Origin of the sequence: Mesorhizobium sp. M0028 (genome assembly GCF_040323855.1) — a bacterium.
Lineage (GTDB): Bacteria > Pseudomonadota > Alphaproteobacteria > Rhizobiales > Rhizobiaceae > Mesorhizobium.
In genome coordinates this window covers 15,999-41,002 of the sequence record NZ_JAMYVG010000003.1, presented here as the reverse complement: position 1 = coordinate 41,002, position 25,004 = coordinate 15,999, and the positions used below count along the sequence as shown (strand labels likewise).

Genomic DNA, 25,004 nt, shown 5'->3' with positions numbered 1-25,004 from the left:
ATTTTCCTCAGAAACTCAGGCTCACCCGCGCCCGCGATAGGGGGCGACGCCGGTGTCGGGCAGCCACACACCTTCCGGCGGGGCGCCCGTCTGCCAGAACACGTCGATCGGAATGCCGCCGCGCGGATACCAGTAGCCGCCGATGCGCAACCACAATGGCTTGGTCGCGGCGATGATGCGGCGGCCGATCATGACGGTGCATTCTTCGTGGAACGCGCCATGGTTGCGAAACGAGGTCATGAACAGCTTGAGCGACTTCGATTCCACCAGCAGCGCATCGGGTGCGTAGTCGACGACGATATGGGCGAAGTCCGGCTGGCCGGTGACCGGGCAGAGCGAAGTGAATTCCGGGCAGGTGAAGCGAACGATGGCCGGCGGGCCGTCGCCGCGCGAAAATGGCACGGTTTCCAGGACTGCCGCTTCAGGGCTCTGTGGCGCCTCGACGTTGGTGCCGAGTTGGGTGAGGTTTTTCGTATCGGTCATGAGCAGGTTCCTTGCTGCATGTCGCCCAAAACTGCGCAGCGATTTTGGGATAGCGACATGCGTAAAAACAAAAATTTGCCGCTCATTAGCACAATTTGAAACAGCAGGAAGACGATGACTAGCAACGACCCGCTCCTCCAGCCCTATCAGCTCAAGCATCTGACGCTGAAGAACCGGGTGATGTCGACCAGCCATGAGCCGGCCTATTCTGAGGACGGCATGCCAAAGGAGCGGTACCGGCTCTACCATGCCGAAAAGGCCAAGGGCGGCATGGCGCTGACCATGACCGCCGGCTCGGCGATCGTCTCGCGCGACAGCCCGGCCGCCTTCGGCAATCTGCATGTCTATGACGACCGCATCGTGCCGTGGCTCGCCGAGCTTACCGATGCCTGCCACGAGCATGACTGCAAGGTGATGATCCAGATCACCCATCTCGGCCGCCGCACCGGCTGGAACAAGGCCGACTGGCTGCCGGTGCTGTCGGCTTCGCCGGTGCGCGAACCGGCGCATCGCGCCTTTCCCAAGATTATCGAGGACTGGGATATCGAGCGCATCGTCGCCGACTACGCGGCGGCCGCCCAGCGCTGCCAGGCTGCCGGCCTCGACGGCATCGAATTCGAGGCCTACGGCCACCTGATGGACGGCTTCTGGTCGCCGGCCACCAACCAGCGCGACGACGATTTCGGCGGCTCGCTCGACAACCGGCTGCGCTTCACCGGAATGGTGCTCGATGCGGTGCGTGCCGCGGTCGGCGAAAAGTTCGTCGTCGGCATCCGCATGGTCGCCGACGAGGATTTCGAGAAAGGCCTGTCGAAACAGGAAGGCGTCGAAATCGCCAGGCGGCTGGCCGGCTCCGGCAAGGTCGATTTCCTCAACATCATCCGTGGCTCGATCGAGACTGATGCCGCGCTGACAAAAGTCATTCCGGTGACCGGCATGCGGTCGTCGCCGCATCTCGACTTCGCCGGCGAGGTGAGGGCGGCGACGAAATTCCCGACCTTCCATGCTGCGCGGATTTCCGACGTCGCCACCGCGCGTTACGCCATCGCCACCGGCAAGCTCGACATGGTCGGCATGACGCGCGCCCATATCGCCGACCCGCACATCGTCAAAAAAGTGATGGAGGGCCGCGAGCACGAGATACGTCCTTGCGTCGGTGCAACCTACTGCCTCGACCGCATCTATGAGGGCGGTGAGGCGCTGTGCATCCACAATGCGGCAACGGGCCGCGAGGCTGATATCCCGCATATCATCCCGAAAACCGAGGGACCGAAGCGAAAGGTGGTCGTGGTCGGCGCCGGCGCCGGCGGGCTGGAGGCAGCGCGGGTCGCCGCCGAGCGCGGGCACCAGGTAACGGTGCTGGAAGCATCGAGCCAGGCCGGCGGCCAAGTGCGGCTGGCAACGCAGAACCCGCGCCGCAAGGAATTGATCGGCATCATCGACTGGCGGTTGGCCGAGCTGGACCGGCTCGGCGTCGAGATCCGCTACGACACCTGGGCGGAGAAGGACGACGTGCTGGCGCTGTCGCCGGACGTGGTGGTGATCGCCACCGGCGGCCTGCCGCAGAACCCGCCTCTGACTGCGGGCGACGATCTCGTCACCTCGAGCTGGGACATCATGGCCGGCAGCGTCAAGCCGGCCGAGAACGTGCTGCTCTATGACGACAATGGCGGCCATCAGGGCATGGGTGCTGCCGAACTGATCGCCAACAGCGGCGCCAGGCTGGAGCTGGTTTCACCAGAGCGCTTCTTCGCGCCGGAAATGGGCGGCATGAACCATGTGCCTTACATGCGCGCCTTCCAGGAAAAGGGTGTCACGGTGACCATCAACACACGGCTGCGTTCGGTGCGGCGCGAGGGCAACCAGCTGATCGCCGAGCTCGCCTCCGACTTCGCTGATGGCTGGCGCGGAGAGCGCCGCGTCGACCAGGTGGTGGTCGAGCACGGCACGCTGCCGCTCGACGATCTCTATCTGGCGCTGAAGCCGCTGTCGAAGAACGCCGGCGCGATCGACTACGAAAAGCTGGTCAATGGCGGCGACATCTTTCCCGTGCGCAATCCTCACGCCGGTTTCGTGCTCTTCCGCATCGGCGATGCAGTAGCCTCGCGCAACATCCACGCCGCCATCTATGACGGCATCAGGTTCGGCTTGCGAATCTGAGGAATATTTTGGATTGATTGGTGGCGCGCAGCCGAACCTCCGTACGGAGAGCCACCACGGTACTTCGGCTCGTTCTGCGCGCCGCGCACGCCGCCGGCTTGCGGCCGGACACCGTACGATCTTGCGATTGCGGCAGGCCGCTCAAAACATCCTGGCGGTAGCCATGCAGAACACGGTGATGACCAGCAGCCCGCCGGCGATGCGTTCGCCTTTTGTCATCTTCGCGCGCAACTGGGTTTGCGTCGCCGCATCAGCGCCGGCCAACTGCCTGCTGGCGGAACCCACCAGTGCGCCCTGGACCCCGGCGGCAATCAAGGCAGTCAAGATGCCCAGCGCCAGGACCTTCTCCATCGAGCCGAAGGAGCCGTTGTGGAAGAAATACCAGAGCAGCAAACCCGTGAGGAAAACCACGCCGGCCGCGCCCATTTGCGGCCGGAAGAAACGTTCCGCCCGGATCTCCGGTTCGCGGGCAACCGCGATGGTGGTGCCGGCCCAGAACACACCCGCCATGACGTGAAGGCCGAGGACGATGATGTAGACATATTGCATGACCGCATTTCCTCTCTTGCCCACCGCTAACCATATGGATAGATATCAAATGATTAGATGTCAACGCATAAGCTCGAGCCGGTTCCATAGGCTTTGCCCTTGTTCTAGTGTCGGATCATGACGCCCTTTGACCGCCCGCCGATCGGGATGAATCTCGCCCGCACCGCCAAGCTGGTCGCGCAGGCTTTCGACGCTGCCCTGGTCGAGGCGGGGGGCACGCTGCCGGTCTGGGTGACTTTGCTGTCGGTCAAGTCGCGGGAGCTGGCCAACCAACGCGAGCTCGCCGGCATGATCGGTATTCGGGGCGCAACACTGACCCATCATCTCAACGCCATGGAGACGCAAGGCCTGCTGATGCGGCGCCGCGATCCCGAAAATCGCCGGGTTCACCAGGTGGAGCTGACCCAAGCCGGAGAAGCGCTGTTCCTGAAATTGCGCACCGCCGCGTTAGCCTTCGACAAGCGGCTGCGGAAGGGATTATCCGACGACAGGTTGGCGGAGTTTGCACAGGTGCTGGCCGCGCTGCGGGCCAATGTCGAAGGTTAGAATTAGGCTAGGAAAACGCTATGCGCGAAATTTCGCTGAAGGATGCCAGGACTACACTCTCGGCGCTGCTCGATCAGGTCGTCGCGGGAGAACCGGCGGCCATCACGCGGCGCGGCCGCAAGCAGGCGGTCATTTTGTCATTTCAGGACTACGAAAAACTGGCGCGTGTGCCCAACATTGGACAATTGCTGGCAGCATTTCCCGGTGATGAGGATGACCTTCCGCCTCGGCTCATCAGGTCGGTTCGCAAGCCCGAACCATGACGGATCTACGCCCGGCTGCCCTGCAGCACCGTCAGCCTGGCCTTCTTGGGCGCCCGGGCCACCAGCCATTCGCGCACCCTGTCCGGTGGCATCGGGAAAGCGATGGAATAGCCTTGCACCTGGTCGCAGCCGATCGCCATCAGCGAGTCGAGCTCGGCTTCGGTTTCGGCGCCCTCGGCGACGATCGAGATGCCGAGACCGCGGGCGAGCTCGGTGAGGGCACGCACGATCTTGGTGTTGCCGCTGTTCTCGTTGATGTTCTGGACGAAACGGCGATCGATCTTCAGCCGGTCGATCTCGTTTGGATTGACATGGCTGAGCGATGCGTAGCCGGTGCCGAAATCATCGAGCTCAAGATGGATGCCGGCGGCGCGGATGTGCCGCAGCTTTGCCGCGATACCGGTCTTCTCGTCATCGAGAATAACGGATTCGACGATCTCCAGCGATAGTTTGTGCGCGGGCAGGCCAGCCCTCTCCGGCGTACCGAACAGGAAGACTTCGAAATCTGTCTCGCGCAGCTCCGAGCCGGACACATTGACGGCGATCCGTCCGAAGGCGATGCCTGCGCGGTTCCATTCGGCTGCTTCGTCGATCGCCTTGGCAATAACGATGCGGCCGATCTCGGGCATCAAGCCGCATTTTTCTGCGATCGGAATGAACTCGCCCGGCGCGATCATGCCGCGCTCGGCATGCCTCCAGCGAACCAAAGCCTCGATGCCACTGATAGCGCCATCCGACAGCGACACCTGCGGCTGGAAATAGACTTCGAACGCCTTCTCAGAGATGGCGATCCTGATGTCGAGTTCGAGCTGCTTGCGATTATCAAGTTCGCGCCTCAGCTCATCGGAGAAGAACGACAAACTGCCGCCGCCCTGCCTCTTGGCTGAATAGAGTGCCAGATCGGCATGGACGAGCAGGTCCTGCGCATTGTCGGCGTCGACGGGGTAGACCGCAATCCCGGCACTTACGCCTGGATGGATCGTCGTGCCTTGGAAGATGACCGGCTCATTGAGTTTGGCCAGCATGCGTCTGGCGACGATATCGATGTCCGCGGTGCTGCCGGCGTCGTTGAGGACGACAACGAATTCGTCGCCTCCGAGACGCACGTTGAGATCCGACGTCCGGCAGGAATCGCGCATGCGCTGCGCGGCCACCACCAGCACATAATCGCCAGCGGCGTGGCCGAGCGTGTCGTTGATCTGCTTGAACCGGTCGAGGTCGAACTGCACTACGGCGACCCGCTCACGCCTTCGCTGCGCACCACTGATGAACGTATCGAAATGGTCGGTCAGGAAGGTACGGTTGTGCAGGCCGGTCAGCCCGTCATGCACGGCAATGAAGGCCATGGAATTGCGTGCATCGACCAGCTCGCGCGTCCGGCGCAAGATGGCATTCGACATCGGCCGGAAAATGAAAAGTGCCACCAGCAGGATGACGCCGATGGTCGAATGGAACAATGTGCGATGAAGATCGAGGAGCCTTTCGGAGCGCTGGTCCGCGTAGGCGCTGATGCGCTGGCCGAGTGCTGCGTAGCCCGACAATGTTGCGTTGGCAACGGAAGCGTCCAGATTAACGCGCTCCTCTCCGCCCTTGTAGCCGCCGCTGCCGGTCGTGTTGAGCCGCGATTCGAATGAAGAGATCAGACGCTCGCCGTTGGCGATAAGCCCGACCGAGAAATAGTCGAGATGGTACGGCTTGGCGAAAAGCACGCTCTCGATCGATTTCGGATCGAATCTTGCCGGCGACACCGGATCGGCGGCGGTCCGCTCGAGCAGCAGATCGTAGTTCTTCTCGAACTCCACTGTCGCTTGCTTGAGCGCGCTAACCAGGGCGTGCTGTTGATCGCGCGAGGCGCTGCCTGTTGCGCCGGCAAGGAAGACGATGCGCTGCGACAGGGCTTTTTGTGTGCTGACGATATCGAGCAGCGCCTGATTGTGCCGTTGGGTCGCCATCACCTGTTGCAGCAGGATGAAGGACGCCACTACCATGGCGGCTATGATCAGCAGAGCCAGCCAGTAGCCGGACTTGATCAGGAGTATAAGCCTGCCCGAAACGGCGTGCACCGGCTGCTGCGACATTTTCCGAGTCGGCCCTCTCGCCAACGAATTCTTGTGCGACAACCTTTGGCTTCAAAGTGTTAACAGCTTTGGGATGGCAACAGGCCGGCGGCGACGACCGTGGCGGGAAACCCGCAAAGTGGTTATTGCAATCTTTCGCGGCGCCTCTGCATTTGAACATCGTGGCCTCTGCCGTGCCATTGCCGCCACCGAAGCGGTCGCTTTTGCGATGGATTTTTCGTCCGCGCGGCGCGACAGTCCTCATCGATCTCAACAGGGCCTGATCATGACCGAAGCATTCCTTTCCCACATCGACAGCGAGCTTGAAGGACTGAAATCGGCAGGTCTCTACAAATCCGAGCGGGTGATAACCTCGACCCAATCGGCCGAGATCGAGGTGGGCGGCGAGAAGGTGCTGAATTTCTGCGCCAATAATTATCTCGGCCTCGCCGACAGCGCCGAACTGCGGGAAGCAGCCAAGCAGGCGCTCGACCGTTACGGCTACGGCATGGCGTCGGTGCGCTTCATCTGCGGCACGCAGGAAGAACACAAGCAGCTCGAGGCGACCATTTCTGATTTCCTCGGCATGGAGGACACTATCCTCTACGGCTCCTGCTTCGACGCTAATGGCGGCCTGTTCGAGACGCTGCTCGGCGAGGAGGATGCGGTCATCTCCGATGCGCTGAACCACGCCTCGATCATCGACGGCGTGCGGCTGTCGAAGGCAAAGCGCTTCCGCTACGCCAACAACGACATGGCCGATCTGGAGGCGCGGTTGAAAGACGCGAGCGACTGCCGGTTCCGGCTGATCGCCACCGACGGCGTGTTCTCGATGGATGGCACCATCGCCAATCTGAAGGGCGTCTGCGACCTCGCCGACAAATACGATGCGATGGTGATGGTCGACGACAGCCATGCAGTTGGTTTCGTCGGCAGGAATGGCCGTGGCTCGGCCGAACATTGTGGCGTCGAGGGCAGGGTGGACATCATCACCGGTACGCTCGGCAAGGCATTGGGCGGAGCGTCGGGCGGCTACACGTCGGGCAGGAAGCCGGTGGTCGACTGGCTGCGCCAGCGCTCGCGGCCCTATCTTTTTTCCAACACGCTGATGCCGGCGATCGCCGGCGCCTCGATAAAGGTCTTCGAACTGATCAAAGTCGGGGATGGATTGCGGAAGAGGCTCTACGACAATGCCGGGCATTTCCGGTCCGAGATGGGCAAGCTCGGCTTCACCCTGGCCGGCGCTGACCACCCGATCATCCCCGTGATGCTTGGCGATGCGACGCTGGCGCAGGAGATGGCGGCGCGGATGCTGAAGCGCGGCATCTATGTCATCGGCTTCTCGTTCCCGGTGGTGCCGAAGGGCCAGGCGCGCATCCGCACGCAGATGTCGGCCGCCCATTCCAGCGCAGACATCGATCGCGCGGTTGAGGCGTTCGCCGCAGTCGGTCGGGAACTCGGCGTGATTTCCTGAACGGCCGGAACCGAAAAGCGATTCCGGATCAAGAGGTTCAAGCGACTAAGGTTCTGGGGAACAAAAGAATGTCGAACATGATGAAGGCGCTGGTCAAGGCCAAGGCCGAGCCGGGCATCTGGATGGAAGAAGTGCCGGTGCCGGAGATCGGCCCCAACGACGTGCTGATCAAGATCAGGAAGACGGCGATCTGCGGCACCGACGTCCACATCTATAATTGGGACCAGTGGGCGCAAAAGACCGTGCCGGTGCCGATGGTTACCGGCCACGAATTTGTCGGAACCGTCGCCGATTTCGGTGCGGCGGTGACCGAGTACAAACTCGGCCAGCGCGTTTCCGGCGAAGGCCATATCGTTTGCGGCCATTGCCGCAACTGCCGGGCGGGCAGGGGGCATTTGTGCCGCAACACGCTCGGCGTCGGCGTCAACCGGCCGGGCGCCTTTGGCGAATACCTGGCGATCCCGCAGCACAATGTGGTGCCGATCCCCGACGACGTGCCCGACGAGATCGCGGCGATCTTCGATCCCTTAGGCAATGCTGTTCACACCGCATTGTCCTTTGATCTCGTCGGCGAGGACGTGCTGGTCACCGGCGCCGGGCCTATCGGCATCATGGGTGCACTGGTGGCGCAGTGCGTCGGCGCGCGAAAAGTGGTCATCACCGATATCAACCCGGTGCGCCTGGCACTGGCGAAAAAGCTTGGCGTTCAGCATGTCGTCGACGCATCGAAGGAAAAGCTGCGCGACGTGATGCCGGCGCTTGGCATGACCGAGGGCTTTGACGTCGGCCTCGAAATGTCGGGCGCAGCCCCTGCCTTCCGCGACATGATCGACACCATGAACAATGGCGGCAAGATCGCCATTCTCGGCATCGCGCCGACCGGCTTCGAAATCGACTGGAACAAGGTCATCTTCAAGATGCTGCATCTGAAGGGCATCTACGGCCGCGAGATGTTCGAGACCTGGTACAAGATGATTGCGCTGGTGCAGGGTCCTCTCGATGTCAGCGGCCTGATCACCCACCGCATCGGCATCGACGACTATGTTTCCGGCTTCGAAGCGATGAAGAGCGGCAATTCCGGCAAGGTGGTGATGGACTGGTAGGCGATCAGAAATGTTGGCGGGACAGCACCCCCCTCTGGCCTGCCGGCCATCTCCCCCTCAAGGGGGGAGATTGGCAGCTTCGCCGACATCGCTCTTCTTTGGAGATTGGCGAAAGCCGAAGCGACGTCCAATCTCCCCCCTTGAGGGGGAGATGTCCGGCAGGACAGAGGGGGTGTGAACGATCGCTGCGTAGCAGCTTTCACAGCTCCTTTCGTCGATCCGGCAACGCCATCTCCAGGGCCGCCACTCCGCTGACAACGGCCGCTCGCTGTTCCGTGCTCAGCCTCGCAAGCAATTCCAGCTCGAACGCTTTAGCCAGCGGCACCATCTCGCGATAGGCGACAAGGCCAGCTCGGGTCAGCGTCAGATGCTCGACCCGCCTGTCTTTTCCATCCGGTGTGCGAGTGAGCCAGCGGCGCCGTTCGAGCTCGGCGACGGCTCGCGAAACCTTGGTCTTGTGCATGGCCGACTGCTCGCCGAGTTCCGTCGCGGTCATGGTGCCGTGCTGGCCGAGCCCGGCCAGCGTGCGCCATTCGGGTCGGGTCAGGCCGTGACGGTCCTTGTATATCCTGGAGAATTCCCGGCTGACGGCATCGGCGAGACGGTAGAGCCGGTAGGGCAGGAAGCTTTCGAGTTCCAGGACGTCCATGATTTTGTATCCCGGCAGACGCCGTGGTTGATAGTTACATTTTCAATGGTTACAGATGAAACCAGTTTGGTCAATGCTTGAGTGCCGCAGCCATCGGAGGCGAGGAGCGCGCTCTGTCAGTATCCAGGGAGGATGCCATGGCCTATTCCTACATGCCGGGTTTCGGCAACGACTTCGAGACCGAGACTTTGCCGGGCTCGCTGCCGCAAGGACGCAACTCGCCGCAGCGGCCGGCCTACGGCCTCTACGCCGAGCAGCTTTCGGGCTCTCCTTTCACTGCGCCGCGCGGCACCAATGAGCGCTCCTGGCTTTATCGGATAAGGCCGAGCGTCAGGCATACCGGTCGCTTCAAAGCGGCGAATTATCCGCTGTGGAAAAGCGCGCCGAACGTCGGCGACCACCAGCTCGCTCTCGGCCAGTATCGCTGGAGCCCCGTGCCGATGCCGAAAGAGCCGACAGACTTCATCGCCGGCATGCGCTCGATCACCACCGCCGGCGACGTGCTCGGCCAGACCGGCATGGCGGCACATGTCTATGTCGCCAACCGTTCGATGGCCGACGACCATTTCTTCAACGCCGATGGCGAGTTGCTGGTCGTGCCGCAGGTTGGAGCCTTGCGCTTCGTCACCGAGATGGGCGTCATCGAACTCAGGCCGGGCGAGATCGCCGTGCTGCCGCGCGGCCTGGTGTTCAAGGTCGAACTGGTGGATCCGCAAGTGCGTGGCTATGTCTGCGAGAATTACGGCGCCAAGCTGACGCTGCCGGATCGCGGCCCGATTGGCGCCAACTGCCTGGCCAATCCGCGCGATTTCAAGACGCCCTGTGCCTGGTTCGAGGACAAGGAAACACCGTGCCGGCTGATCGCGAAATGGTGTGGCCAGTTCCATGTCACCGAGATCGATCATTCGCCGCTGGATGTGGTGGCGTGGCACGGCAATTATTCGCCCTACAAATATGATCTTGCGACCTTTTCGCCGGTCGGCGCGATCTTGTTCGATCATCCTGACCCATCGATCTTCACCGTGCTGACCGCGCCGAGCGGCGAGGAAGGCACCGCCAATATCGATTTCGTCATCTTCCCGCCGCGCTGGCTTGTGGCGGAAAACACTTTCCGGCCGCCGTGGTATCACCGCAACATCATGAGCGAGTTCATGGGCCTGATCCATGGTCAGTACGATGCCAAGGAAGAGGGCTTTGTGCCCGGCGGCATCAGCCTGCACAACATGATGCTGGCCCACGGACCCGATGCGCCTGGCTTCGAAAAGGCCTCGCGCGCGGAGCTGAAACCGGTCAAGCTCGCCAACACCATGGCCTTCATGTTCGAGACACGCTTCCCGCAGATGGTGACCCGCTATGGCGCCGAGCTCGAAACCCGGCAGGACAATTATATCGACTGCTGGGCCGATCTGAAGAAACGCTTCAACGGCACGCCCGAGGGCGACTGGTCTTGAGCGCCGTCGCATGATGGATCGTCTGGTGCTTCTTGGCTCGAAGGGTGGTCCGGCGCTCCGGCCGGGCGGACCGTGGCCGAGTTCATCGCTGCTGGAGATTGGCGGCCGCACCCTCGTCGTCGATTGCGGGCTGGGCGTAACGCGCGGGCTGACCGATGCCGGCGTCAGTCTGAAGGCGCTTGACCTGATCTTCATCACGCATTTGCATTCAGACCATGTGCTGGAACTCGGACCGTTGATCCACACCGCATGGACGGCCGGCCTGGGGACAAAGGTCACCGTATTCGGCCCGCCCGGCATCGGCTACTACTGGCAGCGCTTTTGCCAGGCGATGGAGTTCGACATCGAGATCCGCATCGCCGACGAAGGGCGGCCGGATCTCCGCGACCTGGTCTCGATTGTCGAGTTTGGTGAAGGGCAGGTGGCGGAAGAGCGCGGTCTCAAAATATCGGCCTTGCGTGTCGACCACCCGCCGGTGACGGACTGCTTTGCGCTGCGCTTCGAGCAAGCCGGGCAAAGCATCGTCTTCTCGTCCGATACGGCGTTCTTTCCGCCATTGTCGGATTTCGCCGAAGGCGCCGACGTCCTGGTCCACGAGGCCATGCTGGAAGAGGGCATCGAGCGGTTGGTCGCGAAGACCGGCAACGGTGCAAGACTGAGGGAACACCTGCTTGCCAGCCACAGCTTTGCCGAGGAAGCGGGCCGCATCGCCAGCGATGCAGGCGTCAAAAGACTGGTCCTCAACCATCTCATTCCCGCCGACGATCCCGAGATCGGCGAGGCCGACTGGATTGCCGCCGTCAGGAAAACATGGGCCGGCGACTTGACGATCGCCCGCGACGGCCTTGTTGTGGGGCTGGAGCATGATCTCGAAAAGTGGAAACCGGTTTTCGGAAGAGATCATGCCTAGAACAAAAAATCAAAGCAGCACCAAAGCTGCGCCAGGAGAGGAAACCGCATGAAGCTTGCCACCTTGAAGGACGGGACGCGCGACGGAAAACTCGTCGTCGTCTCGCGCGACCTGACGCGGTTTACCGATGCGTCGTTCCTGGTGCGGACGCTGCAGGCCGCGCTCGATGACTGGCGTCGGATCGCGCCGCATCTCACCGCCATGGCCGAATCGCTGGAGAACAATGCGGTGCCGTCGGCTCGCTTTCACGAGCACGACGCCCATTCGCCGCTGCCGCGCGCCTACCAATGGGCCGACGGCTCGGCCTATGTGAACCATGTCGAGCTGGTGCGGAAGGCGCGCGGCGCCGAGATGCCGGCAAGCTTCTGGACCGATCCGCTGATCTACCAGGGCGGTTCGGACGCCTTCCTCGCACCGCGCGACCCAATCCGCATGATCGACGAGACCCTTGGCATCGACCTGGAAGGCGAGGTCGCCGTCATTGTCGACGACGTGCCGATGGGCGCTGGCCTCGACGAGGCGCGGGCAGCGATCCGGCTGGTCATGCTGGTCAACGACGTGACGCTGCGCGGCCTGACCGGACCCGAGCTTGCCAAGGGGTTCGGCTTCTTCCAGTCGAAACCGTCATCAGCCTTTTCGCCGGTTGCGGTGACGCCGGACGGACTGGGCGATGCCTGGGACGGCGGCAAGGTCAGCCTGCCGCTGCTGGTCGATCTCAACGGCAAACCGTTCGGCCGGGCGAACGCCGGCATCGACATGACCTTCGACTTTCCGGCGCTGATTGCCCATGCCGCAAAAACGCGGCCGCTGGCCGCCGGCACCATCGTCGGTTCGGGCACCGTCTCCAACAAGCTCGATGGCGGGCCGGGCAAGCCTGTCTCGGCGGGCGGCGCCGGCTATTCCTGTATCGCCGAGTTGCGTATGATCGAGACCATCGAAGCCGGCGAACCGAAGACGCCGTTTCTGCGCTTTGGCGATACCGTGCGCATCGAGATGAAGGACAGGGGCGGGCATTCGATCTTCGGCGCCATCGAGCAGAAGGTCGAGAAATACGAGGGGGCAAGAGAATGACAGGCGAGACATTCTATCTCCTGTGCGGTGTCTGGGCCCTTGTCATGCTGGCGATCTTCATCCCGGCGATCCGGCTGAGCTATCGCATCGAGGCGCGCTCGCCCGGCCTGACCAACCGCAGCGGCTTTCCGCGCAAGGCGATGATGTTTCACACCGTCACCAACACGAACGTCGCGCGTGACCAGGAAACGCAAGGCATGCGGCGGCGCATGATCGGGCTGCTGCTGATTGTTCTCGCTGGATTCCTGCTAATGGGGGCAGGCTTGTCGTTGGTCCGGTCAGCTGCGTGAAGTCATGGACCTGCTGAACCATTTCCGCCGCATGGCGCGCAACAATCTCTGGTCGAACGACCGGCTTTATGGCGCCGTACTGCAGCTTAAGCCTGGTGAATTCGAAGCCGAGCGAACCAGCTTCTTCCCGTCGATCAAGGCAACGCTGAACCACATTCTGGCGGTCGATCACCTCTATCTCGATTTTCTCGAAGAGGGCGGCGTCGGCGCCGCGGCCTATGATGAGTTCTTGCGCTTCGACGAAGCGGACACGCTCTTTGGCAAGCGGGCGGAGGCCGACCGGCGGCTGATCGCTTTTTGCGACCGCCTGTCGGCGGACGATCTCGAACGCCGCGTCGTCACTGATCGGCGCGAGGACGGCATGATACCGGAGCGGATCGGCGATTTGCTCGCCCATCTCTTCATCCACGACATCCATCATCGCGGCCAGGTGCACGCGATGCTGTCTGGCACCTCGGTGAAACCGCCACAACTCGACGAGTTCTTCCTCGATTACGATGTTAAGTTGAGGAAAGCCGAAGTCGAGCGGCTGGGACTGCGAGACCAACTGCTTGGCTAATTATGCCAAAGCCACATCGTAACTGGCGAAATGCGGGTCGGATGTAAGGATGGTGAGATTCTCCATTTGCGCCTGCGCAATCAGAAGTCTGTCGAACGGATCACCATGGTGGTGGGGTAGGCTGCCGACGGCGTTTGCGTGCTGGAAGGTTACGGCGAGCGGCTGAAATTGCATCCTTGGAAGCAGCGTTGGCAGGTCGTCCGGCGCATCGAGTTTTCTGATCGAGCGTTTGATGGCAATTTCCCAGACGCTAGCCGCGCTCGCGAACACCACCGCTTCCGAAGCCAGAATAGCGCGGTGGTGCTCGCTGAGACGTCGATCGTCCGAAATCGACCAGAGGATGATGTGTGTGTCGGCGAGAAACGGGCCGACCGTCATTTCACGTACTCATCCCACTCGGGGCCGAGTTCATCAAAATCGTCCGCAATCCAGATCTTGCCCTTCAATGCGCCGATACGCGGCAGGGATTCGGCCACTGCCGGAGGTACGATACGCGCCGCCACCTTGCCGTGGCGTGTGAGCACGATCTCCTCGCCGGCTTCCGCACGGCTGACGAGTTCCGACAATTTGGCCTTGGCTTCGGCAATGGAAACATTCATGACTCGATCCTTTATGACCAGAATTTAGGTCATAACTGATCAAACCACAAGGCACCTCGGCCGAACTGGCTACGCTGCCTTGCCGTCCACCTTCAGCACGCCGCGCTTGATCTGGTCCTGCTCGATGGATTCGAACAGAGCGCGGAAATTGCCCTCGCCAAAACCTTCGTCGCCCTTCCTCTGGATGAACTCGAAGAAGATCGGCCCGATCACAGTCTTTGAAAAAATCTGCAGCAGGATCTTGGTCGTGCCGCCGTCGACGACGCCTTCGCCGTCGATCAGGATGCCGTGCCTTTTCATGCGCTCGATCGGCTCTTCATGGCCGTTCACGCGGGCATAAGACATGTCGTAATAGGTCTCGGGCGGGCCCGGCATGAACTTCAGGCCGTTGGCGGCCAGCCTGTCGGTGGCGCCGTAAATGTCGTCGGTGCCGACGGCGATGTGCTGGATGCCCTCGCCATTGTACTTCTTCAGATATTCGGCGATCTGGCTGGTCTCGTCCTTGGACTCGTTGAGCGGGATGCGGATCTTGCCGCAGGGCGAGGTGATGGCGCGGCTGACCAGGCCGGTGATCTTGCCGTCGATGTCGAAGAAATGGATCTGCTTGAAGCCGAACAGGTCGCGGTAGAAATCCCACCATTTGTCCATCTGGCCGCGATAGACATTGTGGGTCAGGTGGTCGAGATAATAGAAGCCGACGCCTTCCGGCCTGGGATCGCGCTCGCCCAGCCAGTCGAACTCGGCGTCGTAAGCCGAGCCCTTCTCGCCATAGGTTTCGATGAAATAGAGCAGCGATCCGCCGATACCGACGATTGCCGGCACGTCGAGCGACTTGACGGCGCCTTCATAGGGCGTCGCGCCCTTGGCAACGGCATGATCGAACGCATGCTTGGCATCGACCACACGCCAAGCCATCGAGGCGGCGCAAGGGCCGTGCTTGTCGACGAATTTCATCGCATGCGAGCCGGGCTCGGCATTGACGACATAATTGATGTCGCCCTGCCGCCAGACGGTGATGTCCTTGCTGCGGTGCTTGGCCACCGGCACGTAGCCCATGCGGGTGAAAAGCTCGGCGAGCTTTTCCGGCTCGGCATGCGCGAATTCGACGAATTCGAAGCCGTCGGTGCCGGCGGGATTGGTTTTGCTGATCTTGGCGGGCGGTGCGTCGTGCGGGAAGGGACCCATGGCATTGCTCCGAAATCTGGCCCGAAATCTGGCATTGGCCGCATCGGCCATATCTGAGCCCAATCATAGCGCGGAGCGAGTGCAAATTGCTTGCATTCAAACGCTTGAAATGTTCCGATCATGCGCAACTTGTGCATGACCGGGTCGAAATCCATGGATGAAGCGCGCATTGACCAGTTTGACCGCAAGATAATGGCTCTGCTGCAGGCCGACGCGCGGTTGACCAACAACGATTTGTCGGAACGGGTGAACCTGTCCGCGTCGCAATGCTCGCGCCGTCGCCAGCGGCTGGAGGAGGACGGTTATATCAAGGGCTACCGGGCGGTGCTCGACCGCGACAAGCTCGGCTTTTCCCTGGTCAACGTCATTTCGGTGACGCTCGCCACCCACAACCGCGACAATGCGCGGCGTTTCGGCGAACTAGTGGCGCGGCTGCCGCAAGTGCAGGAAGCGCACGCGCTGACCGGCGAGATGGATTATATATTGAAAGTGGTGACGCCGGACCTGAAGTCGCTGTCGGAATTCGTCAACAGCGTGCTGCTCCCGCACGAATCGGTGCAGCATGTGAAGACGGCGATCGTGCTGGAGACGTTGAAGGAGACCGGCGCGCTGCCGATCTGAGGGCGCGAACGTTCACCCCTTCGACTGCTGGATCAGCCCATAGAGATTGGTGCAGCGGGCGCCGGACCGGCAATAGGCGAACACCGGGCCTTCGAGTTCGTCGAGCGCCTCAGCCTGGTCCTCGACATTCTCGGCCGTGATCTGGCCGCTGATGACGGGGATGTAGCGGAAGGCGAGCCCGGCGCCCTCGACCGCCGCCTTGACGGTGTCGGCCGATGGCTGGCCGGGCTGCTCGTCGTCCGGCCGGTTGCAGATCACGCTCTTGAAGCCGGCGGCCTTGATGGTCGCGACATCCTCGGGCTGGATCTGGCCCGAGACCGAATAGTCCTCGCTGATCTGACGGTATTCCATGGCTGGGGTCCTCGCAATCTGGTTAGCGGCAGTCTTGCCACTCCCTGACCCGGTCGGCAATCCGCGCGAAAAGAAATCCATCCGCGCACATAGAGATTTCGATGCCGGAAATCCAGCCGGGCTAACGCCGCATGTCGCCAGGACGCATCATGCGCCAGCCCGGCTGGATGAACCGGATCGGTCGGCTCAGCTGCCGAGGATCGCGCCTTTGATCTGGGCGATGTTGTTGTGCATCAGGTCGATATAGGTCGAGGCCGGGCCGTCGGGCTGTGAGAGCGCATCGGAATAGAGCGTGCCGCCCACCTTGATGCCGGTCTCGCTGGCGATCTGCTCGATCAGCCGCGGATTGGTGATGTTCTCGACGAAGATCGCCGCCGCCTTGTCCTGTTTCACCTGGCTGACCAGCTTGCCGACGTCGGCGGCGGAGGGCTCCGACTCGGTCGACACGCCTTCCGGGGCCAGGAACGTCAAGCCGTAGGCCTGCTCGAAATAGCCGAAGGCATCATGCGAGGTGATGACGACGCGCTTCTCTTGCGGGATCGACTGGATCGCTGCCTGTACCTCGCCCTCGAGCGCATCGAGCTTTTGCGTATAGGCGGCTGCATTGGCCTTGTAGCTGTCGCAACCCGCAGCGTCGGCCGTGCAGAAGGCGTCGGCGATGTTCTTCACATAGATCTTGGCATTGGCGATCGACTGGAAGGCGTGCGGATCGGTTGCCGTCTCACCATCGGCGTGGGCGTCGGCCTCGGCGAATTCGGGCTTGAAATTGATCGGCGTGACGCCCTTGGTCAGCACGGCGACGGTCGCCTTGGTTGCGCTGGCGTCGACCAGGCGCTGCAGAAAACCTTCGAAATGCAGGCCGTTGACCAGCACGATGTCGGCCTTGGCCATCGCCACCGCATCGGCTGGGCTCGGCTCGTAGACATGCGCATCCCCGTTCGGCCCGACGATGGTGGTCAGATCGATCCGGTCGCCGCCGACATTCTTGGCGAAGTCTCCGATGATGGTGAAACTGGCGACCACTTTCAACGGCCCCGCGAAAGCCGAAGATGCGCCAAAGGCGGTTAATGTTATAACGCTCACGGCCAAAGCGGCGCGGATCGATTTCAGCATGGACAAGTCTCCTTCATTGGGATCAGGCAGTTCTGTGGCGGTGATGGATGATGCGGGCGCGCAGGATGCCGCGCGTCCCGAACAGGATCGAGGCGAAATAGACGACGCCGGCGGACAGGATGATGGCCGGGCCGGAGGGCAGCGACGCATGATAGGACAACAGCAGCCCGGCAATGCAAGAGGCAAAGCCGATCACTGTCGCCAGCACGCACATCGGCTCGACGCGCGAGCTCCAGAAGCGGGCCGCCGCTGCCGGCAGCATCATCAGCCCGACCGACAGCAAGGTGCCGAGCGCCTGGAAGCCGCCGACGAGGTTGAGCACGACGAGGCCGAGAAAGATGAAATGCACCGGGCTGCCCATCCGGCTGACCGAGCGCAGGAACAAGGGGTCGAGGCATTCGGCGACCAGCGCTCGCCAGAAGATGGCGAGGCTGACCAGCGTCACCACGACGATGCCGCCGATCAGCGTCAGCGCCTCGTTGTTCAGCGCCAGCACGGTGCCGAACAGCACATGCATAAGATCGACGCTGGAGCCGCGGATCGACACCATCAGCACGCCGATGGCCAGTGAAATCAGATAGAAGGCCGCCATCGAGGCGTCCTCGCGCTGGATGGTGAAGCGCGAGACGGCACCGGCGCCGAGCGCCACGATGATGCCGGCGATCAACCCGCCGACGGTCATCGGCAGGATCTCCAGCCCATAGAACAGGAAGCCGGCGGCAGCACCGGGCAGGATGGCATGGGCCATGGCGTCGCCGGACAGGCTCATGCGCCGCAGCATCAGGAACACGCCGACCGGGCAGGCGCCGAGCGACAGCATCATCGAACCGGCGAGCGCCCGCTGCATGAAGGCGTAGTCGGCAAACGGGGCGACGAAAAGACCGTAAAGCACGTCCATCATGCCGCCCTCGGCCCGGAGCCGTGATGATGGTCATGGCTATGCTCGTGGCTGCTGTGATCGTGCACACTGTGATCATGCTCGCCAGGCTCGCACCATGGCGCGTTGTCCTCCCAGGCTTCGTGGAAGCGGCGCGCGCGCAACAAATTCTCCGGCCGCAGCGTCTCTCTGGTCTCGCCCCAGGCGACCGGCTGGCGCGCCAGGAGCAGTGTTTCGGGGAAATTCTGCCGCACTAGGTCGAGATCGTGGACGACCACCATGATCGTACGCTCCTCGCCATGCCAGCGCTTGATCAGTGCGATCAGGTCGCCGACGGTCTTCGTGTCGACGGCATTGAACGGCTCATCGAGCAGGATGAGCTCGGCATCCTGCAACAGCACGCGGGCAAACAGCGTGCGCTGCAGCTGGCCGCCCGACAACGTGTCGATCGGCCGCTTCTCGAAACCGCCGAGGCCGACGGCCATCAGCGCCTTGCTGACCGAGTCGCGATCTTCCCTGGTATAGCGGCCGAGCATGCCACGCCGCGGCCACAGGCCAAGCGAAACCAGGTCGACGACCCGGGCCGGAAAGGAGCGGTCGAGCTCGGACTGCTGCGGCAGGTAGGCGGCGCGCACGCCGGGCGCCCGGATCACCGCGCCGGCCATCGGCTTCAGGACGCCAACGATGCCCTTCATCAGCGTCGACTTGCCGGAGCCGTTGGCGCCGACGACCGCCGTCAAGGACCCCTTGCGGATCGTACCATTGAGGTGGTGGATCGCAGGATGGCTGTTATAGCCCAGCGTCAGGTCGCGGAAGGTCAGGCAGGTTTGGCTCATGTGACGATCCATGGGGCGACGATCGGTGCTGCAGGGGCGGATTCGATATGTGATGTTATTACATTAGTCAACAAGCCAATCGGGCGGAATTGCGGCCGGGCCGTCATGTTGTCCGCTTTGGCTTGGCTCAAGAGGTTCCGCTCGAGCGGCCTTGCTCGAAGCCAGCAGCGATCCTAAACAGGCGCAGCCGACAAGAGAAAGCCGGACAAGAGAAGGAATACCCAATGAGCATTCGTCGCATCGATGTGGGCCCGCGCATGAGCCAGATCGTCATCCACGGCAACACCGTCTATCTGGCCGGTCAGGTCGGCAAGCCGGGTGGAAACGTCGGCGCCCAGACAAAAGACATTCTGGCGGCGATCGACGAATTGCTGGCCAAGGCCGGCACCGACAAGACCAAGATCCTGCAGGCGATCATCTGGCTGGCCGACATGAGCACCTTTGCCGAGATGAACGCCGAGTGGGACAAATGGGTACCGCAGGGCAACACGCCGGCCCGCGCCACCGGCGAGGCCAAGCTTGCCGGACCGGAATATCTGGTCGAGATCATTGTCACCGCGGCGATTTGAGCAGCTCCGTAGGTTCCCCCTCATCCGGCCGCTTTGCGGCCACCTTCTCCCCGAGGGAGAAGAGACTGGCGCTGGCACCAGCGATCTCCTCTCCCCTCGGGGAGAGGTCGGATTGCCCCGAATGCTCTTCGCAATTCGGTCGGCAATCCGGGTGAGGGGGTCTGACCCTCAGTTGAAATGCTCACCCCTGCGACGGCGTGAACCGCGCCACCAGCGTGTGGCTCTCGGCCGCGTAGGTGAACCGGACATGGGTGACGGGGTGCTCGGCGCTCCATGTTCGCCGCTCGATCACCAGGCACGGCGCGCCGGTCGCGATGTCGAGAGCCGCCGCGATATGCTTGTCGGCTGCAACCGCGCGGATGCGATGCTCGGCCGCACTCCATGGCACACGGCCGATCAGCCACGGACCGGGCGCCGTGTCGAAAAACGCCTCTTCGGCGGCCTCCGGCACGGCAGCCAGGTTGATCAGCCGCTGCTCGTGGGCGAACGGCCGGTTGCCGGCGAAATGCCGGCATTCCAGCGCCAGCACCGGCCCGGCGACGTCGAGTTCCAGCAGGGCGCGATCGTCGGCACTGCTGCGCCTTCTGCTTCCCGCCACGCGCTCGTAGCGGTAGGGCAGGCCAAGTGCCTCGACCTCGATTCGGATGTCGTGGATTTCGAGAACGGCCGCCTGCGATTGCGGCCGGCGGACAAAACTGCCGGAGCGACGCCGGCGCTCGATCAGCCCGGCCTTGGCCAATTGCGACAGCGCCTTGTTCACCGTCATGCGCGAACATCTGTATTCTTCCGTCAGTTCATGCTCGAACGGAATGCGGTGGCCGGGCGCCCAGGCGCCGGACAGGATCCGTTCGCTGATGTCCGACAGGATGCGCCGGTGTAGCGAAAGGGCCTCGCCGCCGTCCGCGCTTCCAGAATCCGCGCTTATCGCCTCGATCATGCTCATGCCGAAAGCGCCGTCATCACCTTGCGGAAGCGCTCGGCAATGGCATCGCGTCTTGCATGCCTGCCGTCGCTGACCAGTTTCCTGCCATGCACCCAGACGCAATCGATCTTGGTGCCGTTGGCAAAAATCCAGGCGTCGAGGATCGCATCACCTGCCTTGCCCGCCAACGATGGATGCTTGCCGTCGAGCGAGACGAGATCGGCCGAGGCACCGGCAGTGATCCGCGAGGCGCCGGCGCCCAGCGCGGAACTGCCACCCTCGAGCGCCGCATCGAACAACGCGCGACCGGTCGATCCGCCGGCCACCGCCAGCACGTTGCGGGCGCGGTGGGCGAGGCGCTGCGAATATTCGAGCTGGCGCAACTCGTCGGGCAGGCCGATCAGCACGTTGGAATCCGAGCCGATGCCGAAGCGGCCGCCATGCTGCATAAAAAGGGGCGCGGCAAAGGTGCCGTCGCCGAGATTGGCCTCGGTGATCGGGCAGAGGCCGGCAACGGCGCCGCTTTTCGCCATATCGGTCGTCTCGGTGTCGGTCATGTGGGTGGCGTGGATGAGGCACCAGCGCTGGTCGACCTTGGCATTGGCAAGCAGCCATTCGACCGGCCGCGCCCCGGACCAGGCAAGGCAGTCCTCGACCTCCTTCATCTGCTCGGCGATGTGGATGTGGATCGGCCCCTCCGGCGCCATCGCCGTGATGTTTTCCAGTTCCTCGGGTGCCACGGCACGCAGGCTGTGTGGGGCCACGCCGACGACAGCCTGAGTCGACGCGCGAAGGGATTCGCGGCTTTTCTCAACAAGCCGCGAGAACTGGTTCACATCGTTGATGAATCGCCGCTGGCCTTCATTTGGCGCAGCGCGGTTGAAAGAGGAATGCGCGTAGAAGACGGGCAGCAAAGTCAGCCCGATGCCTGTCTCGGACGCTGCGGCAACGATGCGCTCCGCAATCTCGGCGATATTGGCATAGGGCCGCCCGTCGCGGTCGTGGTGTAAATAGTGAAACTCGCCGACGCGCGAGAACCCGGCCTCCAGCATCTCGACATAGAGTTGCGCCGCGACCGCCTCGACCTGGTCCGGCGTCATCGACAGCGCGAAACGATACATCACCTCGCGCCAGCTCCAGAAACTGTCGGCGGAAGGGCCGCGCAATTCGGCAAGGCCGGCCATGCCGCGCTGGAAGGCATGGCTGTGCAGGTTCGGCATGCCGGACAAAAGGATAGAATGGCGCTCGTCGCCAGGCAGAGGCGAGGTATCCGCCTCGACCGTTGCGATCTTGCCGTCGGAGACTACGATCCGCACATCGCTGCGCCAGCCGTCGGGCAGAAGTGCCTGTTCCGCAAAAATCGCCGTCACGTCTTTCTCCAAATCCCGGTTGGCCATGTGATGATAGCGCTTGCAGTGCCTTTTGATATGTATATACATAATAACTCCCGATTGAAACGGAAAAGATGATGGCTGGAGAGAGCAAAAACCGGGCACGGGAGCTTCGCCTTTGGCGCAATGCGCGCCTCGCGACCATGGCTGATAGCAGCGCCGGGTTAGGCGTCGTCGAGCACGGTGCAATCGCCGTGCGCAACGGCCGGATCGTCTATGCCGGGTCGGAAGCCGACATGCCGGCAGCGCTCCGCCCCAGAGCACTTGGCAAAGACGCCGAGGCGACCGACTGCGAAGGCCGCTGGATCACGCCTGGCTTGATCGACTGCCACACCCATCTGGTCCATGCCGGCAACCGTGCCAATGAATTCGAGATGCGGCTGGCCGGCGCCACCTATGAGGAGGTCGCCAAGGCCGGCGGCGGCATCGTTTCCTCGGTCAAGGCACTGCGCGCCGCGAGCGAGGACGAGCTGGTCGCCCAGTCGCTGCCACGCCTCGACGCGCTGATCGCCGAAGGCGTCACCACCGTCGAGATCAAATCCGGCTACGGTCTCGACCTCGAAAACGAGAAGAAGTCGCTGCGCGCCGCGCGACGGCTGGGCGGTGAGCGGCCGGTGACGGTCAGAACCACTCTCCTCGGCGCTCATGCGCTGCCGCCCGAAGCAAAAGGCGACAAGGACGCCTTTATCGATCTTGTCGCCAACGAGATTTTGCCGGCCGTCGCTGCCGAGGGCCTGGCCGATGCCGTCGACGGCTTTTGCGAAGGCATCGCCTTTTGGCCGGAGCAGATTTCTCGCGTGTTCGATGCGGCCAAGGCGGCGGGCCTGCCGGTCAAGCTTCATGCGGACCAGCTGTCCAATCTGCACGGCGCGGAACTTGCGGCACGCTATGGTGCGCTATCGGCCGATCACCTCGAATATACCGACGAGGCGGGCGCGGCGGCGATGGCGAAGGCAGGAACCGTGGCGACCATCCTGCCCGGCGCCTACTACTTCATCCGCGAGACCAAGAAGCCGCCGATCGCCCTGTTTCGCCAGCATGGCGTCAGGATGGCCGTTGCCACCGATAACAATCCCGGCACCTCGCCGCTGACCTCGCTGCTGCTGACCATGAACATGGCGGCGACATTGTTCGGCCTGACCGTCGATGAATGCCTTGCCGGCGTCACGCGCGAGGCTGCCCGCGCGCTCGGGTTGCTTGGACAGACCGGTACGCTGGAGGTCGGAAAATCCGCCGATCTGGCGATCTGGGACGTCGAACGCCCGGCCGAACTCGTCTACCGCATGGGCTTCAACCCGCTGCATGCCCGCATCTGGAGGGGACAATGACCGAACTCAAGCTCAGGCCAGGCAATGCCAAGCTGGCCGATTGGCGCGCCATCTATCGCGGCGCCGCACTGAGGCTCGACGATGCCTGCCGGCCGAAGATCAAGGCCAGCGCCGAGGCCGTCGCCAGGATCGTTGCCAAGGGCGAGCCGGTCTACGGCATCAACACCGGCTTCGGCAAGCTGGCCAGCGTGCGCATCCCCGCCGCCGACCTCGAGACGCTGCAGCGAAACATCGTGCTGTCGCATGCCGCCGGCGTCGGCGAGCCGATGCCGCTGGCAATTTGCCGGCTGATGATGGCGCTGAAGCTGGCCAGCCTGGCCCAGGGCGCCTCCGGCGTGCGGCCGCGGACGATCGAGCTGCTCGAGGCGATGCTGGCCAACGACGTTATCCCCGTGGTGCCGGCGCAAGGCTCGGTCGGCGCTTCCGGCGACCTCGCGCCGCTGTCGCACATGACCGCGGTGATGATCGGTGTCGGCGAATGCTTTACCCCGCATGGCCGCTTCCCGGCCAAGGTCGCCTTTGTCTCGCACGGCCTGGAGCCGGTGATATTGGGCGCCAAGGAAGGCCTTGCGCTGCTCAACGGTACGCAGTTTTCGACCGCCTATGCGCTGGCGGCTTTGTTCGAGGCGGAAGTGCTCTATCAGTCAGCGCTGGTCGCCGGCGCGTTGTCGACCGATGCCGCCAAGGGCTCCGACGCGCCGTTCGATCCACGCATCCATCTGCTCAGGAAACATCGCGGCCAGATCGAGACGGCCGAGGCGTTGCGTAATTTGATGGCCGGCAGCGCCATCCGTGAATCGCACCGCGTCGGCGACGAGCGCGTGCAGGACCCATACTGCCTGCGCTGCCAGCCGCAGGTGATGGGCGCAGCACTCAGCGTGCTGCGTCAGGCCGCCGATACGCTCGGCACCGAGGCCAATGGCGTCACCGACAATCCGCTGATCTTTGCCGAGGACGACACAGCGCTTTCTGGCGGAAATTTCCACGCCGAGCCGGTGGCCTTCGCCGCCGACATGATCGCGCTCGCCGTCTGCGAGATCGGCTCGCTGTCGGAACGGCGCATCGCCATGCTGGTCGACCCGGCGCTGTCGGGCATGCCGGCCTTTCTGACGCCCAAGCCGGGTCTGAATTCCGGTTTCATGATCCCGCAAGTGACAGCCGCGGCGCTCGTCTCGGAAAACAAACAAAAAGCGTATCCGGCCAGCGTCGATTCGATCCCGACCTCGGCCAACCAGGAAGACCACGTCTCGATGGCGGCACATGGCGCGCGCCGGCTCATCGGCATGGTCGAGAATGCGACGGCCGTCATCGGCATCGAATTGCTGGCCGCGGCGCAAGGCTGCGATTTCCATGCCCCGCTGGCCTCGAGCGCGGCACTGGAGGCGGTGCGCCGGCTGGTCAGGGCAGAGGTGCCGCATCTCGACAACGACCGGCACTTCCATCCCGACATGGAGAAGGCCATCGCCATGGTACGCAGCGGCGCGGCGGTGGAAGCGGCAAGCGCGGTAAAGCTGCCGGGAGTGACGTCGTGAGACTGTACGCCGCCACAGGTCGGACGTTGGCGAAACCCTCGACGCTAGCTGATCTCCCCCCAAGTGGGGGAGATGTCCGGCAGGACAGAGGGCGGCGCTGTCCCGCCAACCTCAG

27 protein-coding genes are annotated in these 25,004 nt (G+C 63.0%); 14 read left to right on the top strand and 13 right to left on the bottom strand.

Translation table 11 applies throughout. From position 1 onward, the window contains the following. Positions 1–21: 21 nt before the first annotated feature. Positions 22–483 (bottom strand): preQ(1) synthase, encoded by a 462-nt coding sequence (queF, locus tag NKJ93_RS07945; protein WP_023717181.1) that lies wholly within the window; start codon positions 481–483, stop codon positions 22–24. A 114-nt stretch (positions 484–597) separates the two neighbouring features. On the opposite strand from queF, the gene NKJ93_RS07940 reads away from it, so the two are divergent. Next, positions 598–2,643, top strand: a complete 2,046-nt coding sequence (locus NKJ93_RS07940; RefSeq protein WP_352481281.1) for an oxidoreductase — start codon at positions 598–600, stop codon at positions 2,641–2,643. Between the two features lie 141 nt (positions 2,644–2,784). On the opposite strand, the gene NKJ93_RS07935 is transcribed toward NKJ93_RS07940, so the two are convergent. Next, the gene (locus tag NKJ93_RS07935; protein WP_023717183.1) at positions 2,785–3,192 is read right to left on the bottom strand and encodes a hypothetical protein; all 408 of its coding nucleotides are present in this window, start codon (positions 3,190–3,192) and stop codon (positions 2,785–2,787) included. A gap of 117 nt (positions 3,193–3,309) precedes the next feature. Here NKJ93_RS07935 and NKJ93_RS07930 point away from each other — a divergent pair, with 117 nt between their 5' ends. Both NKJ93_RS07930 and NKJ93_RS07925 read left to right on the top strand, forming a co-directional pair. Then, positions 3,310–3,738, top strand: coding sequence for a MarR family winged helix-turn-helix transcriptional regulator (locus tag NKJ93_RS07930; RefSeq protein ID WP_023674397.1), 429 nt, complete (start codon positions 3,310–3,312; stop codon positions 3,736–3,738). 20 nt (positions 3,739–3,758) lie between these two features. Beyond that, positions 3,759–4,001: a type II toxin-antitoxin system Phd/YefM family antitoxin gene (locus NKJ93_RS07925; RefSeq protein WP_023717185.1), complete on the top strand. Its 243-nt coding sequence runs from the start codon at positions 3,759–3,761 to the stop codon at positions 3,999–4,001. Between the two features lie 5 nt (positions 4,002–4,006). On the opposite strand, the gene NKJ93_RS07920 is transcribed toward NKJ93_RS07925, so the two are convergent. Next, positions 4,007–6,079: a putative bifunctional diguanylate cyclase/phosphodiesterase gene (locus tag NKJ93_RS07920; RefSeq protein WP_352588466.1), complete on the bottom strand. Its 2,073-nt coding sequence runs from the start codon at positions 6,077–6,079 to the stop codon at positions 4,007–4,009. Positions 6,080–6,344: 265 nt separating this feature from the next. On the opposite strand from NKJ93_RS07920, the gene NKJ93_RS07915 reads away from it, so the two are divergent. Together NKJ93_RS07915 and tdh are read left to right on the top strand one after the other, a co-directional pair. Then, the gene (locus NKJ93_RS07915; protein WP_352548954.1) at positions 6,345–7,532 is read left to right on the top strand and encodes a glycine C-acetyltransferase; all 1,188 of its coding nucleotides are present in this window, start codon (positions 6,345–6,347) and stop codon (positions 7,530–7,532) included. A gap of 68 nt (positions 7,533–7,600) precedes the next feature. Further along, a complete protein-coding gene (tdh, locus tag NKJ93_RS07910; RefSeq protein ID WP_023717188.1) occupies positions 7,601–8,635 on the top strand; it encodes an L-threonine 3-dehydrogenase in 1,035 nt (344 codons plus the stop codon). Positions 8,636–8,834: 199 nt separating this feature from the next. Here tdh and NKJ93_RS07905 read toward each other — a convergent pair whose 3' ends face one another. Beyond that, the gene (locus NKJ93_RS07905) at positions 8,835–9,284 is read right to left on the bottom strand and encodes a MarR family winged helix-turn-helix transcriptional regulator (RefSeq protein ID WP_023717189.1); all 450 of its coding nucleotides are present in this window, start codon (positions 9,282–9,284) and stop codon (positions 8,835–8,837) included. Between the two features lie 137 nt (positions 9,285–9,421). Here NKJ93_RS07905 and hmgA point away from each other — a divergent pair, with 137 nt between their 5' ends. The 5 genes from hmgA to NKJ93_RS07880 are packed head-to-tail and all read left to right on the top strand — an operon-like array spanning position 9,422 to position 13,565. Next, positions 9,422–10,735, top strand: a complete 1,314-nt coding sequence (gene hmgA / locus NKJ93_RS07900; protein ID WP_352588463.1) for a homogentisate 1,2-dioxygenase — start codon at positions 9,422–9,424, stop codon at positions 10,733–10,735. Between the two features lie 10 nt (positions 10,736–10,745). After that, entirely contained in the window at positions 10,746–11,645 is a 900-nt protein-coding gene (locus NKJ93_RS07895) for an MBL fold metallo-hydrolase (protein WP_352481276.1), read from the top strand. Between the two features lie 48 nt (positions 11,646–11,693). Continuing rightward, positions 11,694–12,716: a fumarylacetoacetate hydrolase family protein gene (locus NKJ93_RS07890; protein WP_352588460.1), complete on the top strand. Its 1,023-nt coding sequence runs from the start codon at positions 11,694–11,696 to the stop codon at positions 12,714–12,716. Further along, the gene (locus NKJ93_RS07885; protein WP_352481275.1) at positions 12,713–13,006 is read left to right on the top strand and encodes a hypothetical protein; all 294 of its coding nucleotides are present in this window, start codon (positions 12,713–12,715) and stop codon (positions 13,004–13,006) included. Before NKJ93_RS07890 ends, NKJ93_RS07885 begins: the two co-directional genes overlap by 4 nt. A 4-nt stretch (positions 13,007–13,010) precedes the next feature. Further along, the gene (locus NKJ93_RS07880; protein WP_352588457.1) at positions 13,011–13,565 is read left to right on the top strand and encodes a DinB family protein; all 555 of its coding nucleotides are present in this window, start codon (positions 13,011–13,013) and stop codon (positions 13,563–13,565) included. Here the strand turns inward: NKJ93_RS07880 and NKJ93_RS07875 are convergent, their stop codons facing one another. The 3 genes from NKJ93_RS07875 to hppD all read right to left on the bottom strand — a co-directional run bounded on the left by NKJ93_RS07875 (position 13,566) and on the right by hppD (position 15,349). Further along, positions 13,566–13,943 (bottom strand): type II toxin-antitoxin system VapC family toxin, encoded by a 378-nt coding sequence (locus NKJ93_RS07875; protein ID WP_023717194.1) that lies wholly within the window; start codon positions 13,941–13,943, stop codon positions 13,566–13,568. After that, positions 13,940–14,164, bottom strand: a complete 225-nt coding sequence (locus tag NKJ93_RS07870) for a type II toxin-antitoxin system Phd/YefM family antitoxin (RefSeq protein ID WP_023717195.1) — start codon at positions 14,162–14,164, stop codon at positions 13,940–13,942. The genes NKJ93_RS07875 and NKJ93_RS07870 overlap by 4 nt, the downstream gene beginning before the upstream one ends. Before the next feature lie 69 nt (positions 14,165–14,233). Then, positions 14,234–15,349, bottom strand: coding sequence for a 4-hydroxyphenylpyruvate dioxygenase (gene hppD, locus NKJ93_RS07865; RefSeq protein ID WP_352588454.1), 1,116 nt, complete (start codon positions 15,347–15,349; stop codon positions 14,234–14,236). A 153-nt stretch (positions 15,350–15,502) separates the two neighbouring features. Here hppD and NKJ93_RS07860 point away from each other — a divergent pair, with 153 nt between their 5' ends. Further along, positions 15,503–15,970: an Lrp/AsnC family transcriptional regulator gene (locus NKJ93_RS07860; protein WP_023717197.1), complete on the top strand. Its 468-nt coding sequence runs from the start codon at positions 15,503–15,505 to the stop codon at positions 15,968–15,970. Positions 15,971–15,982: 12 nt separating this feature from the next. Here the strand turns inward: NKJ93_RS07860 and NKJ93_RS07855 are convergent, their stop codons facing one another. The 4 genes from NKJ93_RS07855 to aztA form a co-directional block, all read right to left on the bottom strand. Continuing rightward, positions 15,983–16,321, bottom strand: coding sequence for a protein tyrosine phosphatase family protein (locus tag NKJ93_RS07855; RefSeq protein WP_023674411.1), 339 nt, complete (start codon positions 16,319–16,321; stop codon positions 15,983–15,985). A 186-nt stretch (positions 16,322–16,507) separates the two neighbouring features. After that, on the bottom strand, positions 16,508–17,434 hold the full coding sequence (aztC, locus tag NKJ93_RS07850) for a zinc ABC transporter substrate-binding protein AztC (protein WP_352588451.1): 927 nt from the start codon (positions 17,432–17,434) through the stop codon (positions 16,508–16,510). Between the two features lie 22 nt (positions 17,435–17,456). Beyond that, a complete protein-coding gene (aztB, locus tag NKJ93_RS07845) occupies positions 17,457–18,332 on the bottom strand; it encodes a zinc ABC transporter permease AztB (protein ID WP_352588850.1) in 876 nt (291 codons plus the stop codon). Next, entirely contained in the window at positions 18,332–19,147 is an 816-nt protein-coding gene (aztA, locus tag NKJ93_RS07840) for a zinc ABC transporter ATP-binding protein AztA (protein WP_352481273.1), read from the bottom strand. Before aztA ends, aztB begins: the two co-directional genes overlap by 1 nt. A gap of 224 nt (positions 19,148–19,371) precedes the next feature. On the opposite strand from aztA, the gene NKJ93_RS07835 reads away from it, so the two are divergent. Further along, a complete protein-coding gene (locus tag NKJ93_RS07835; RefSeq protein ID WP_352481272.1) occupies positions 19,372–19,716 on the top strand; it encodes a RidA family protein in 345 nt (114 codons plus the stop codon). Positions 19,717–19,897: 181 nt separating this feature from the next. Here NKJ93_RS07835 and hutC read toward each other — a convergent pair whose 3' ends face one another. Next, positions 19,898–20,659 (bottom strand): histidine utilization transcriptional repressor HutC, encoded by a 762-nt coding sequence (gene hutC / locus NKJ93_RS07830; protein ID WP_352481271.1) that lies wholly within the window; start codon positions 20,657–20,659, stop codon positions 19,898–19,900. Then, positions 20,656–22,008, bottom strand: coding sequence for a formimidoylglutamate deiminase (locus NKJ93_RS07825; RefSeq protein WP_352481270.1), 1,353 nt, complete (start codon positions 22,006–22,008; stop codon positions 20,656–20,658). The genes hutC and NKJ93_RS07825 overlap by 4 nt, the downstream gene beginning before the upstream one ends. Before the next feature lie 98 nt (positions 22,009–22,106). Between NKJ93_RS07825 and hutI the strand changes: the two genes are divergently transcribed. Then, positions 22,107–23,357, top strand: a complete 1,251-nt coding sequence (gene hutI / locus NKJ93_RS07820; RefSeq protein ID WP_352588448.1) for an imidazolonepropionase — start codon at positions 22,107–22,109, stop codon at positions 23,355–23,357. Next, positions 23,354–24,889: a histidine ammonia-lyase gene (hutH, locus tag NKJ93_RS07815; RefSeq protein WP_352495270.1), complete on the top strand. Its 1,536-nt coding sequence runs from the start codon at positions 23,354–23,356 to the stop codon at positions 24,887–24,889. Before hutI ends, hutH begins: the two co-directional genes overlap by 4 nt. Positions 24,890–25,004 lie beyond the last annotated feature (115 nt).

What these genes read in the sequence shown, in the direction of transcription:
- queF (WP_023717181.1), bottom strand. Translation starts at nt 483, where the DNA reads ATGACCGATACGAAAAACCTCACCCAACTCGGCACCAACGTCGAGGCG.
- NKJ93_RS07940 (WP_352481281.1), top strand. Translation starts at nt 598, where the DNA reads ATGACTAGCAACGACCCGCTCCTCCAGCCCTATCAGCTCAAGCATCTG.
- NKJ93_RS07935 (WP_023717183.1), bottom strand. Translation starts at nt 3,192, where the DNA reads ATGCAATATGTCTACATCATCGTCCTCGGCCTTCACGTCATGGCGGGT.
- NKJ93_RS07930 (WP_023674397.1), top strand. Translation starts at nt 3,310, where the DNA reads ATGACGCCCTTTGACCGCCCGCCGATCGGGATGAATCTCGCCCGCACC.
- NKJ93_RS07925 (WP_023717185.1), top strand. Translation starts at nt 3,759, where the DNA reads ATGCGCGAAATTTCGCTGAAGGATGCCAGGACTACACTCTCGGCGCTG.
- NKJ93_RS07920 (WP_352588466.1), bottom strand. Translation starts at nt 6,079, where the DNA reads ATGTCGCAGCAGCCGGTGCACGCCGTTTCGGGCAGGCTTATACTCCTG.
- NKJ93_RS07915 (WP_352548954.1), top strand. Translation starts at nt 6,345, where the DNA reads ATGACCGAAGCATTCCTTTCCCACATCGACAGCGAGCTTGAAGGACTG.
- tdh (WP_023717188.1), top strand. Translation starts at nt 7,601, where the DNA reads ATGTCGAACATGATGAAGGCGCTGGTCAAGGCCAAGGCCGAGCCGGGC.
- NKJ93_RS07905 (WP_023717189.1), bottom strand. Translation starts at nt 9,284, where the DNA reads ATGGACGTCCTGGAACTCGAAAGCTTCCTGCCCTACCGGCTCTACCGT.
- hmgA (WP_352588463.1), top strand. Translation starts at nt 9,422, where the DNA reads ATGGCCTATTCCTACATGCCGGGTTTCGGCAACGACTTCGAGACCGAG.
- NKJ93_RS07895 (WP_352481276.1), top strand. Translation starts at nt 10,746, where the DNA reads ATGATGGATCGTCTGGTGCTTCTTGGCTCGAAGGGTGGTCCGGCGCTC.
- NKJ93_RS07890 (WP_352588460.1), top strand. Translation starts at nt 11,694, where the DNA reads ATGAAGCTTGCCACCTTGAAGGACGGGACGCGCGACGGAAAACTCGTC.
- NKJ93_RS07885 (WP_352481275.1), top strand. Translation starts at nt 12,713, where the DNA reads ATGACAGGCGAGACATTCTATCTCCTGTGCGGTGTCTGGGCCCTTGTC.
- NKJ93_RS07880 (WP_352588457.1), top strand. Translation starts at nt 13,011, where the DNA reads ATGGACCTGCTGAACCATTTCCGCCGCATGGCGCGCAACAATCTCTGG.
- NKJ93_RS07875 (WP_023717194.1), bottom strand. Translation starts at nt 13,943, where the DNA reads ATGACGGTCGGCCCGTTTCTCGCCGACACACACATCATCCTCTGGTCG.
- NKJ93_RS07870 (WP_023717195.1), bottom strand. Translation starts at nt 14,164, where the DNA reads ATGAATGTTTCCATTGCCGAAGCCAAGGCCAAATTGTCGGAACTCGTC.
- hppD (WP_352588454.1), bottom strand. Translation starts at nt 15,349, where the DNA reads ATGGGTCCCTTCCCGCACGACGCACCGCCCGCCAAGATCAGCAAAACC.
- NKJ93_RS07860 (WP_023717197.1), top strand. Translation starts at nt 15,503, where the DNA reads ATGGATGAAGCGCGCATTGACCAGTTTGACCGCAAGATAATGGCTCTG.
- NKJ93_RS07855 (WP_023674411.1), bottom strand. Translation starts at nt 16,321, where the DNA reads ATGGAATACCGTCAGATCAGCGAGGACTATTCGGTCTCGGGCCAGATC.
- aztC (WP_352588451.1), bottom strand. Translation starts at nt 17,434, where the DNA reads ATGCTGAAATCGATCCGCGCCGCTTTGGCCGTGAGCGTTATAACATTA.
- aztB (WP_352588850.1), bottom strand. Translation starts at nt 18,332, where the DNA reads ATGGACGTGCTTTACGGTCTTTTCGTCGCCCCGTTTGCCGACTACGCC.
- aztA (WP_352481273.1), bottom strand. Translation starts at nt 19,147, where the DNA reads ATGAGCCAAACCTGCCTGACCTTCCGCGACCTGACGCTGGGCTATAAC.
- NKJ93_RS07835 (WP_352481272.1), top strand. Translation starts at nt 19,372, where the DNA reads ATGAGCATTCGTCGCATCGATGTGGGCCCGCGCATGAGCCAGATCGTC.
- hutC (WP_352481271.1), bottom strand. Translation starts at nt 20,659, where the DNA reads ATGAGCATGATCGAGGCGATAAGCGCGGATTCTGGAAGCGCGGACGGC.
- hutI (WP_352588448.1), top strand. Translation starts at nt 22,107, where the DNA reads ATGGCTGGAGAGAGCAAAAACCGGGCACGGGAGCTTCGCCTTTGGCGC.
- hutH (WP_352495270.1), top strand. Translation starts at nt 23,354, where the DNA reads ATGACCGAACTCAAGCTCAGGCCAGGCAATGCCAAGCTGGCCGATTGG.